12 protein-coding genes are annotated in these 10,222 nt (G+C 69.8%); 9 read left to right on the forward strand and 3 right to left on the reverse strand.

Annotation, left to right across the window (positions count from 1 at the left end; translation table 11 throughout):
* Nucleotides 1-185 precede the first annotated feature (185 nt).
* Nucleotides 186-371, forward strand: coding sequence for a hypothetical protein (locus KZ829_RS24570; RefSeq protein WP_220146270.1), 186 nt, complete (start codon nucleotides 186-188; stop codon nucleotides 369-371).
* Nucleotides 372-381: 10 nt separating this feature from the next.
* Here the strand turns inward: KZ829_RS24570 and KZ829_RS24575 are convergent, their stop codons facing one another.
* Nucleotides 382-1,092 carry a hypothetical protein gene (locus KZ829_RS24575; protein ID WP_220146271.1) on the reverse strand — a complete coding sequence of 237 codons (711 nt, stop codon included), beginning with the start codon at nucleotides 1,090-1,092 and terminating at the stop codon, nucleotides 382-384.
* Nucleotides 1,093-1,423: 331 nt separating this feature from the next.
* Here KZ829_RS24575 and KZ829_RS24580 point away from each other — a divergent pair, with 331 nt between their 5' ends.
* Nucleotides 1,424-2,092, forward strand: a complete 669-nt coding sequence (locus tag KZ829_RS24580; protein WP_220146272.1) for a hypothetical protein — start codon at nucleotides 1,424-1,426, stop codon at nucleotides 2,090-2,092.
* 72 nt (nucleotides 2,093-2,164) lie between these two features.
* Here the strand turns inward: KZ829_RS24580 and KZ829_RS24585 are convergent, their stop codons facing one another.
* The gene (locus tag KZ829_RS24585; protein WP_220146273.1) at nucleotides 2,165-2,737 is read right to left on the reverse strand and encodes a dihydrofolate reductase family protein; all 573 of its coding nucleotides are present in this window, start codon (nucleotides 2,735-2,737) and stop codon (nucleotides 2,165-2,167) included.
* A gap of 86 nt (nucleotides 2,738-2,823) precedes the next feature.
* On the opposite strand from KZ829_RS24585, the gene KZ829_RS24590 reads away from it, so the two are divergent.
* From KZ829_RS24590 to KZ829_RS24620, 7 genes are all read left to right on the forward strand, one after another.
* Nucleotides 2,824-3,390, forward strand: coding sequence for a TetR/AcrR family transcriptional regulator (locus KZ829_RS24590; RefSeq protein ID WP_183220232.1), 567 nt, complete (start codon nucleotides 2,824-2,826; stop codon nucleotides 3,388-3,390).
* A gap of 82 nt (nucleotides 3,391-3,472) precedes the next feature.
* A complete protein-coding gene (locus KZ829_RS24595) occupies nucleotides 3,473-4,435 on the forward strand; it encodes a hypothetical protein (RefSeq protein WP_220146274.1) in 963 nt (320 codons plus the stop codon).
* 105 nt (nucleotides 4,436-4,540) lie between these two features.
* Entirely contained in the window at nucleotides 4,541-5,161 is a 621-nt protein-coding gene (locus tag KZ829_RS24600) for a GNAT family N-acetyltransferase (RefSeq protein ID WP_220146275.1), read from the forward strand.
* A gap of 60 nt (nucleotides 5,162-5,221) precedes the next feature.
* The gene (locus tag KZ829_RS24605; protein ID WP_220146276.1) at nucleotides 5,222-6,574 is read left to right on the forward strand and encodes a lysine N(6)-hydroxylase/L-ornithine N(5)-oxygenase family protein; all 1,353 of its coding nucleotides are present in this window, start codon (nucleotides 5,222-5,224) and stop codon (nucleotides 6,572-6,574) included.
* On the forward strand, nucleotides 6,571-6,825 hold the full coding sequence (locus tag KZ829_RS24610; RefSeq protein ID WP_183220239.1) for a phosphopantetheine-binding protein: 255 nt from the start codon (nucleotides 6,571-6,573) through the stop codon (nucleotides 6,823-6,825). Before KZ829_RS24605 ends, KZ829_RS24610 begins: the two co-directional genes overlap by 4 nt.
* On the forward strand, nucleotides 6,822-7,043 hold the full coding sequence (locus tag KZ829_RS24615) for an MbtH family protein (protein ID WP_220146277.1): 222 nt from the start codon (nucleotides 6,822-6,824) through the stop codon (nucleotides 7,041-7,043). The genes KZ829_RS24610 and KZ829_RS24615 overlap by 4 nt, the downstream gene beginning before the upstream one ends.
* A 268-nt stretch (nucleotides 7,044-7,311) precedes the next feature.
* Nucleotides 7,312-8,115 carry a siderophore-interacting protein gene (locus tag KZ829_RS24620; RefSeq protein WP_308285640.1) on the forward strand — a complete coding sequence of 268 codons (804 nt, stop codon included), beginning with the start codon at nucleotides 7,312-7,314 and terminating at the stop codon, nucleotides 8,113-8,115.
* An 807-nt stretch (nucleotides 8,116-8,922) separates the two neighbouring features.
* Here the strand turns inward: KZ829_RS24620 and entS are convergent.
* Nucleotides 8,923-10,206 (reverse strand): enterobactin transporter EntS, encoded by a 1,284-nt coding sequence (gene entS, locus KZ829_RS24625; protein WP_220146278.1) that lies wholly within the window; start codon nucleotides 10,204-10,206, stop codon nucleotides 8,923-8,925.
* Between the last annotated feature and the right edge of the window lie 16 nt (nucleotides 10,207-10,222).

Genomic DNA, 10,222 nt, shown 5'->3' on the forward strand with positions numbered 1-10,222 from the left:
CACCGCACCTGTGATGCGTCTCGGCAATCCGACACCAGCACCCTGAGCCCGGCATCCACCCCGCGCTTGCCGATGGATCAGGTGGTCGAGATGACGCGGCCGAGGGATCATCGATCTGCATCCATCGAGGCAGGCAGGCTCAGGTCGCCGCTTTCTGCCGCAAGCCGCCGGTGATTTAATTCAGCGTGGCTGGTTGGCTCGTCGGGCTGACCATCTTCCTGCTCTTCACCATGTGGCTGTGGCGGTCCGGTCAGGACCAGGCCTTGACGATCGCGATCGGTGTGGCGGCCGCCGTGCTGGTGGGCCGCCACCATGACGGCTGTGACCGCCCTCTGCGGCCGCCGCTTGTTCGGCGGCGGGTGGTGGGTTGATCCTGCCGCTCTATGCCGAGGTCAGGCGGGCGTCGGTGAGCACGACGACGCCGTTCGGGTTGCCGCATTCGATGCGGAGCGTGAGCTTCTCGGCGTGGTCGACGGGTGCGGAGAGTTCGGCCGAGGCTGTGGGCGTCGCCGTCTTCTGCGTGGCCGCGATCGTGGTGTCCAAGCCGCCGTCGGAACGCTTGGTGCCGATCATCGCGGACACGTAGGTCGCGGCCTGTTGATCGGTGCCTGCCGGAAAATACGGGCGAACGGTGACGTCGAACTGCGCATACCGACCGAGAAGCAGGTAGGTGACATCCGAGGTTTGGTCGCCGGTCTCGTTGGACGGACACCGGATAGCGATCTCGTGGCCGGTGTAGCCGGGCTTTCCCCGGATCGTTCTCGGCACCTCCGTCAGGTCGGTCGCGCCCGATTCAGGATGGAACGCCCCACCGGCCAGAAACGTCGTGGCCTTTGCACGTGGACTGACCGTCGTTGCGCTGGTGGGCAGCGTTCGATGCGAGTCACTCTCCTTGCCGGTCGCTACCCGACCGGCCTTCTCGCCGTCTGGATCATCGCCGCCCGGCTGCCGCGGCATGAGCCATGCGAACAGTGCGACGATCAGGGCGAGAACCCCGGCGGCGGCGCTGATCACACCCGCGCGGACACCGGCGTCCCAGCGACGGTTTCTGCCACTGCCTGCATTCGGGGTCGGGGTGACCGTATTGACCACGGCGCGCCTCCTCGTCAGAGATTGACCAGACATCAATAGATCTGACGGACAGGACGGAGGCCGGCGGAGCACCAGTGAAGTGACGGACTTCCGACACAGGATACGGCCGTGTTTTCACGATACGGTGCCGGTTGCCTACCAATAGTGATCAATCTGAGAATGCGGGCTAGAGATGAGCACATCAGATCCCCACGGCCCGGCGGGCGGAGCGCGGCCGTCGATGGGCAGCATTCCTTCGCATCACGGTCAGCCGGCCCCGCCTTCGTCGAGTGATGTCCCCTCGAACGGGGTTTCACCGATCCCATCGCGGCGTCGCGGAACGGGATCGGCGGTGCTCGCACTGGCGGTCGCCGTGCTCGCGCTACTCGTCGGCTCGGTCGCCGCCGTGCAATCGTGGCGCGCCGCCGACAAAGCGAGCCAAGCCCTCGAACGGATCGATGCACTAGCGGTTCCGCCACCGGTCGTGCCCGCCACACCGGTTCCCACCGAGTCGCCCACCAATGCGGCGCCCAACACGGAGCCGGTGCAGGAACCCACCGACCTGACTGCCACCGGCGCGGTTCCGGTGCTGGACGCCCAGACCCAGTACAAGGAGAGATACGCCGGCCAGAATCTTCGGGTGCCCGCCGACTGTAATGAGGCCACCTACGTCGATCTTGACGAGCCGCGTGTGAAGGTGGATTCGTCGGCCGCTGAGTTCTATCACGAGGACCCCTGCGGGTCGGGTGCCGCTTATCTCAAGTTGTCCAGCGGCGTCGAAGGCAGCGTGGTCAACTCCGCGGTGGTCACCCCGTTCGAGTGCGCTGAGCACATTCGAACCAGCCCGATGTCGTCGGACTCTTACCCGACCCGCCGTGGACAGGTCTACTGCATCATGACCTCCCTGGACACTGCACGGGCCACGGCCGGGACCTGGAAGATGGTGCTGCTCGAGGTGACGGCGACCGGCCAGGACGGCACGGTCACCTTCAAGGCCTCGGCCTGGAACATCCCCGATTGATGGTCCCGCACCGATGGCGACACCCGAATTCCCTGCTTCCGCGCTGGGTCGCGCCGACCTGGCGGCCCCTAATTAGGCGGTGGCCCGGTAGCGGAGCACGACCACGCCGCTGTCCAGCGGGGTCGCGTCGATCAGGTCGAAACGGTGCGGGTCGAATCCGGTCGTGGCGAGGGGGATGCCGGCGCCCGCCACGATCGGGTTCAGCTTGATGACCAGTTCGTCGACGACGGGCAGCAGCTGCCCGGCCAGGCTGCCGCCGCCGGCCAGCCAGATGTCCAGGCCGGGCTGCTGCTTGAGTTTGTCGACCAGGGCGCGCGGATCGTCGGCCACCACCTGGACGGCCGGATCCGCCGAGGCCGGCAGCGTGCTGGAGAACACGAACTGCTTCAGATGCGCGTACGGCGAAATGATCCCGGCCTGTAAGGCCGGCTCGTAGGTGTGCCGTCCCATCAGCACCGTGTCGAACACGCGGTTCGGGCCCTCGGCGCCGAGTGGGCCGCGCAGGTGGGTGGGCACGGTCTCCGGATATCGCGTGCCCATGAACGCGGTGACGTCGTCGTGGATCGTCATGAAGTCCCACGAGCCGTCGGGCGCGGCGATGAATCCGTCGATGGTGGCGGCGACGAAATAGACGAGCTTTCGCAAGATGACTCCTCGGTCGATCACAACCACTATGGCTGTCGTGGTTCGTAAACTACAGCACCTGTAGTGGTTACTGCTAGTGTCCGGACATGGTCAGAAATCCGGAGCGCCGTCGCGCCCTCGCCGACGCCGGGCTGCGCGTGCTCGCCGCGAGCGGGGCCCGCGGGCTCACCCACCGCGCTGTCGACCAGGAGGCCGGGGTGCCCGCCGGTACGGCGTCGAACTACTTCCGGTCCCGCGACGCGCTGCTGGGCGCCCTCGGCGAGCGGATCATGGAGCGGTTCGCCCCCGACGAGACGGTGGTCGCCGGTCTGGCCGCCCGCGAGCCGGGCCGGGAGTTGTTCGTCGACTACCTGCGCTACATCCTGGAGCGCACCACCCGGCAGCCCGACCTGACCCGGGCGCTGATCGAACTGCGACTGGAGGCGGCCCGGCGGCCGGGACTGTCCGAGATCCTCGGCGGCACCCTGCGGGCCGGCTTCCGCGACGACGTGGCGTTCCACCTCACCACCGGCCTGCCGGGCGGTGCCTTCGAGATCGCGCTGCTGCACTATGCGATGGACGGCCTGCTGCTGGACATGCTGACCACGTCGATCGGGGCGGACGCCGATCCGGACGAGGTGGTGACGGCCTTCGTGGACCGGCTCGTCTTCTGACGCCCCTGGGTCAGCGCCACCCCGTGACGGGACGGTACTGTCCCGGTGTGGCGTTGAGTTACCTTCCCGGGATGGCGTCGTAGTGGCGACGGCCGCCGGGCCCCCGGTCGGCCCGGAGCAGCTCAGGGCGCATGCCGCCCAGCTCGACCGGTTACGCGTGCGGCTCGGGCAGGTCCGGCTCACCGGACGGCAGATCGAGAAGGGCCAGACCGCTTTCGGGGCGCTCTGCGGCTGGATCCTCACCGGCCTGGGTGACCGCTATCAAAAACACGACGAGCTTCTGGCGTACGTCGAGGAGACGCTGGTGCTGACCGTTCGCGGTCTGCGCCGGGTGGCCGCCGGTGAGCAGCCGCTGGCCGAGATGGTGGGCCAGCCGGACGAGAGCTCCGCCGACGAGGACGCCCCGTCGGCCCCGGAGATCATCGACGGCGTGCTGGAGGCGGTCAACAGCCGCGACTGGGTGGAGCCGCTGCTCGCCGAGGCCGCCCCGGTCGCCGAGTTCGCCACCCCGGTGACCGGCGTGTTCATGCTGCTGCGCACCGGTGGACTGGAGTACGCGACCACGCATGTCGAACCGCTTCGCCGGCTGCTGGACGATCTCACCGGCACCCCGGAGGTGGTCGCCGACCAGGCCGGCCACTGGGACGTGATGGCCGGTGACCTGCGCCGGCTGGCGTCCGATCTGGAGTGGTGCCTGGCCGGGGCGTTCCCCGGGCCGGAGCGGCCGGACGTGCGCGCATACCTGGACATCATGGCGAACAACGTGGAGGCGCTGCGCGGGCTGGCCGCGACCTCGACGGCCATGACATTGATCACCAGGTCGGCCGGTGACCTGATCCTGCTGGCCCGCGACATCGTGCGCGGCCTGATCGGCGACCTGTTCGCCCGGGCGAGCCTGTGGGTGATCGACAGTCCGGAGGTGGTGACCCGGCCGGTGCTGGTCGCGCGGCTCGCGAGCCTGGTCACCGCGGCGTGGCGGATCAACGCCTACGTCACCGCGCTGACCACCAGCATCGCGAATCTCTCGCGCAGCATCGACGGTTGATCGCGGGACCTTACCGTACGGGCGGGCACGTTCCCTCCCGCCCCGGGCTAGGCGGATAAGCCCTCCAGCGCTTAGGTTAGGCGAACCTAAGTAAAGGGGGATCCGATGAGCGCGGAAACCTGGTCGGCGGAGTCCTTCCGGGAACTGACCGACGGCCTCGACCCGGCCGTGGTCGCGGCCGGTCCACCGCCTGTCCCGGACCTGGCCGGGCCCTGGCGGGTGCGGGTGGCCGACCCGGACGCCGGTGACGGCAAAGTGGTCGCCGACTGGATGGCACTGCCGCACGTGGACCTGTTCTGGGAGCAGAACTGGCCGGTCGAGCGGTGGGACGCGGTGCTCCGGCGGCAACTCGCGGGGGCGTGCACGCTGCCCCTGATCGCCGCACGCGACGGGGCGGACCTGGCCTACCTGGAGGTCTACCGGACGCCACGCGACGTGGTCGGCCGGTACTACCCGGCCGAGCCCTACGACCTGGGTGTCCACATCGCCGTCGGGCCGCTCGAGGCGACCGACCGCGGTCTCGGCCGGGAGCTGATGGCGGCGCTGGTCGACGGCCTGTTCGCGGCCGATCCCCGGTGCCCGCGGGTGGTCGCCGACCCGGACGCCCGGCACGCCATGGCGCGCCGGATGTTCGCGGCCGCGGGATTCGAGCCGCTCACCGAGGTCGATCTGGGACACAAGTGTGCCGCGCTCATGTCGCATCCACGACCCGCTTTACGCGCCTGAAATTGTTAGGTTAGCCTAACCTCCGCACGGCAGTGCCGCTCCGCTCGAAAGGGCCTGACCTTGAATCCCTCCGACTCCACGGTGTACGACCTGGTCGGCATCGGTTTCGGACCGTCCAACCTGGCCCTCGCCATCGCCGTCGAGGAGCACAACGCCCGGTGCGCCCGTCTCGAGGACCGCATCGAGGCCGTCTTCCTGGAGAAGCAGGAGGAGTTCGGCTGGCATCGCGGGATGCTGCTCGAGAACGCGACGATGCAGGTCTCCTTCCTCAAGGACCTGGTCACCATGCGCAACCCGGCCAGCGACTTCAGCTTCGTCTCCTACCTGCACGCCCACGACCGGCTCGCCGACTTCATCAACTACAAGACGATGTACCCGCTGCGGGTCGAGTTCCACGATTACCTCAGCTGGGCCGCCGGCCGGATGAAGAACAGCGTGGCGTACGGGCACACGGTCACCGACGTCATCCCGGTCACCGGCCCTGACGGCCAGGCCCGCGCGGTCGACGTGATCGCCCGGCACGCCGCCGGCACCCGGGTCGTACGGGCCCGCAACGTGGTCGTCGCCGCCGGCCTGGAAGCGGCCCTGCCACCGGAGGTCACCGCCTCCGAACGGGTCTGGCACAACCTCGACCTCCTGCACCGCGTCGAGACGTTCGAGGTCGAGCGGCCCCAGCGGTTCGTCGTGGTCGGCGCCGGCCAGAGCGCCGCCGAGACGGTCGCCTTCCTGCACGAACGCTACCCGGCCGCCGAGGTCTGCTCGGTCTTCTTCCGGTACGGCTACAGCCCCGCCGACGACAGCAACTTCGCCAACGGCATCTTCGACCCGTCCGCCGTGGACCTCTACTACGGCGCCCCGGACGACGTGAAACGGATGCTGTTCGACTACCACCGCAACACCAACTACTCGGTGGTGGACGGTGACCTGATCACTGAGCTGTACCGCAAGGCGTACGGTGAAAAGATCCTGGGCCGCAACCGGCTCCGCATCCTGAACGCCTCCCGGGTCACCGGCCTGAAACCGCGCCCCGACGGCGTCGAACTCGTCGTCGAACACCTGCCCACCGGCGAACTGACCGAGCTGAGCGCCGACGCCGTCGTCTACGCCACCGGCTGCCGTCCGGTCGACGCGGCGACACTGCTCGGCGCGACCGGCCCGCGGTGCCGCCGCGACGACGAGGGCCTGCCGCGCATCGGCCGCGACTACCGGCTCGTCACCGACCCGGCCCTGCACGCCGGCGTCTACCTCCAGGGCGCGACCGAGCACACGCACGGCATCACGTCCTCCCTGCTGTCCGCGGTGGCGGTGCGATCCGGCGAGATCGTCGCGTCGGTCGCCGCCCGGCTCGCCGACCGCCACCCCGTCCCGGCCGCCGAGCCGTGGACGCTCGTCACCTCCGGAGACCGACCATGACCGCCCCGCTGCCCACGTCCGCCGCCGAACTACAGGCGCAGATCGCCGAGGTCCTCGAGGAGCCGGCCGACAGCTTCGGCCCCGACGACGACCTGATCGACGTCGGCCTCGACTCGATCCGGCTGATGACCCTGGTCGAGCGCTGGCGCTCCGGCGGCGCCCGCCTCGATTTCGCCGACCTCGCCGAGGACCCCACCGTCAACGGCTGGTGGGCCCTGCTGACCGCCGCGCGGCAGGAGGCGGTCCGATGAGCACCAACCCGTTCGAGGACGACGACGCCACCTACCTGGTCCTCGTCAACGACGAGAACCAGCACTCGCTGTGGCCGTCGTTCGCCGAGATCCCGGCCGGGTGGACGGTCGCCCACCCGGAGGACTCCCGCGCCAACTGCCTGGAGTACGTCGAGAAGACCTGGACCGACATGCGCCCCGCCAGCCTGATCCGGGCCATGGGCACCCCGTCCACCTGAGCCGCTCTGCCACGACCCGCCGTCCGCCTGAGCCGCTCCTGCCACGACTCGGCCGTGCGCCTGAGCTGCTTCTGCCACGACTCGGCCGTGCGCCTGAGCTGCTTCTGCCACGACTCGGCCGTGCGCCTGAGCTGCTTCTGCCACGGCCCGCCGTCCGCCTGAGCCGCTCCCGCGGCGACTCGGCCGTGCGCCTGAGCCAGTCCTGCCACGACCCGCCGTCCTTCCACGGCGGGTCGTGCCTTTTCACCGCCGCCTACGGAGGAGTTCCGTGCCCGCCACGATCGTCCAGTACGACCTCAAGCCCCGCCTGCTCCAGGTCCGCAACGTCCAGCGGATCACCCCGCGCATGGTCCGCGTGACCCTGGGCGGCGACGACCTCGACGGCTTCCAGGGCCCGGCCCCCGCCGACCACGTCAAGGTCTTCTTCCCGGCCGACGGCGCCGACCTGCCGATCATGCCGACCCTCGGCCCGAACGGCCTGATCCCGCCGCCGCCCGGCACGCCCCGCCCGGTGTTCCGCGACTACACGGTCCGCGCCCACCGCCCCGGCGAACTCGAACTCGATTTCGTCATCCACGGCGAGGGCCCGGCATCCACATGGGCCGCCCAGGCGAGCGAGGGCCAGACCGTGGGCGTCCTGGGCCCCCGCGGCTCGGTCCTGATCCCGATGGACCTCGACTGGTACCTGATCGCCGGCGACGAGACCGCCCTGCCCGCCGTGGCCCGCTTCCTGGAGCAGATCCCCGCCGGCCGTCGAGTCCTGGCATACGTCGAGGTCGCCGCCGCCCTGGAGGAGCAGAAGCTGACCTGGAACGCCGACGTCACCCTGACCTGGCTGCACCGCAACGGCGCCGAGCCCGGCACCACCACCCTCCTGCTCGACGCGATCACCGCCACCGAGCTCCCGCCCGGCGACGGTTTCGCCTGGATCGCGGGCGAGGCCACCACTCTCAAGCCGATCCGCCGCCATCTACGCGACGACCGCGCCCTGTCCTCGAACGCGATCGACGTAGACGGCTACTGGAAGCGAGGCATCCAAAACCTCGACCACCACGCCCCCGACGAGGACTGACCCCCAACCTCACCCGCCCTCCGCCTCTCACCCGCCCTCCGCGCCTCGGCCACCCCCGTTCCGCGGCGATCTTGGACGTTCGTCCACCGTTTTCGGTGGCCAACCGTCCAAGATCGGCGGGTGCGCCGGGCGCGTGTGGCCCGCCGGTTCTCCGGCGCCTCGCGCCTTCGGCCTCGCAGCGATCTTGGACGTCTGGCCACCGAAAACGGTGGTCAAACGTCCAAGATCGGCGGTCGTCTCCAGCGTGTTCGGCTCCACCTGACCTCACTGGGTGAGCAGCGTGAGCGCTTGCTTGTCCCTTGGCGGCTTGTGCTCCTCGATTTATGGCGATCTTGGACGATTGCCCGCCCGCGGAGGTGGTGAGACGTTCAAGATCCGGACTGGGCGTGCGGCGTGAGCGCAGTCCTGTCTGTAGGTGACTCGTGTTTCTCGCTCGCGCTTTCCCGATTAGCGCCGATCTTGGACGCCTGGCCACTGATAGCGGTGGTGAGACGTCCAAGATCGGGACTGGGTGGGAGGTGTGAGTGTGGGCCTGTTCGTTGGCGACTTGCGCTTTCGGATTCACAGCGATCTTGGACGTTCGGCCACCGAAAACGGTGGTCAAACGTCCAAGATCGAGCCGGGCGGGGTGGGCGGAGGCGCGAGCGTGGGTGTGCGGGGCCCGGGCGTGAGGTGGGTGCGCGGGGCCGGGCGTGGGTGCGCGGGGCGGGCGTGGGGTGGGTGTGCGGGTCTGGGCGTGGGTGCGCGGGGCGGGCGTGGGGTGGGTGTGCGGGGGCGGGCGTGGGGTGGGGGATGGTGGAGGTGGGGTCAGGGTTCGGGGGTGGGGGAAGTGGGCGTGAGGAGGTCGTCGGCGCTTGGGTCGTGGAGGCTGGCGTTGCGTAGGTTGCGGCTGGCCGCGCCGACGCCGAGTGCTCCGGCCGCGCACAGGGCGCCGCCGGCGAGCAGGGCCATCGCCGGGCCGGCGACGCGGGCTGCCAGGGCGACCTCGACGCTGCCGATGGCCGGGCCCACGTTGGTCTGGGCCAGCCACAGGCTGCTCACCCGGCCCTGGAGGTGGTCGGGGGTGTTGTGCTGGAGCAGGGCGCGGCGCAGGATCTCCGAGATGGTGTCGGCGGCGCCGAGCAGGGCCAGGAAGAACAGGGCCGCCAACAGCCAGTCGGCGGTCAGGCCCAGCCCGGCCACGGCCACGCCGCACGCGGCGGTGGCCCAGATCAGATGGCGGCCGGTGTGCTTGACCGTGCCGGTCCAGCCGCTGGCCAGGGCGGCGATCATCGCGCCTACGCCGGGGGCGGCGTAGAAGAGGCCGAGGACGGTGCCGCCGTCGCCGTACATCTTCTCGGTCAGTTCGGGGAAGATCGCGGTCGGCATCGCGAAGACCACCACGACCATGTCGATGATCAGCAGGCCGGCGATCAGCCGGTTGGAGGCCACGAACCGCAGGCCGCCGGCGATCGAGCGCAGCGGGCTCTCCTCCTCGAAGTCACCGGCGGGGGGCTGCGGCCTGATGAAGGCGATCAGCGCCGTGGTGATGAACGTGGCGACCGCGGTGAGGCCGTAGTTCCAGGACAGGCCGGCGAGTTCGGTGAGGCCACCGGCGACCGACGGGCCGACGATCGCGCCCAGCTCGGCGGTGATCGCCATCAGCGCCCCCGCCGCCGGCAGCTGGTCGCGGCCGACCAGGTTGGGGGTGGTGGCCATCAGCGCGGTCGCGGACAATCCGTTCAGGACGCTGTTGACCGCCGCGGACAGATAAATCACCCAGAGGTACGGGCTGTCCGCCGACGCGTTCAGGGCCAGCACCGCGAACACGACCACCGCGGAGCCCCGGGCCAGCAGGATCAGCTTCCGGCGGTCCATCCGGTCGGCCAGGATGCCCCCGGCCAGGGTGCCGATCAGCATCGGGACCATGTTGACCACGCTCACCAGTCCCACGTGCCAGGACGAGTGCGTGATCTGCCACACCTGCAACGGCAGCGCCACGAGGGTCAGGCCGAGGCCGAGTAGGGACACCAGGCGGGCGGCGAACAGGAAGCGGAAGTCCCTGCTGGTCCTGAGTGGTGTCACGTCGATGACGAGGTCACCGAGGCGCATCGGCGTCTCCTTGCGG

Source organism: Actinoplanes hulinensis, from assembly GCF_019429605.1.
Classification (GTDB): domain Bacteria; phylum Actinomycetota; class Actinomycetes; order Mycobacteriales; family Micromonosporaceae; genus Actinoplanes; species Actinoplanes campanulatus.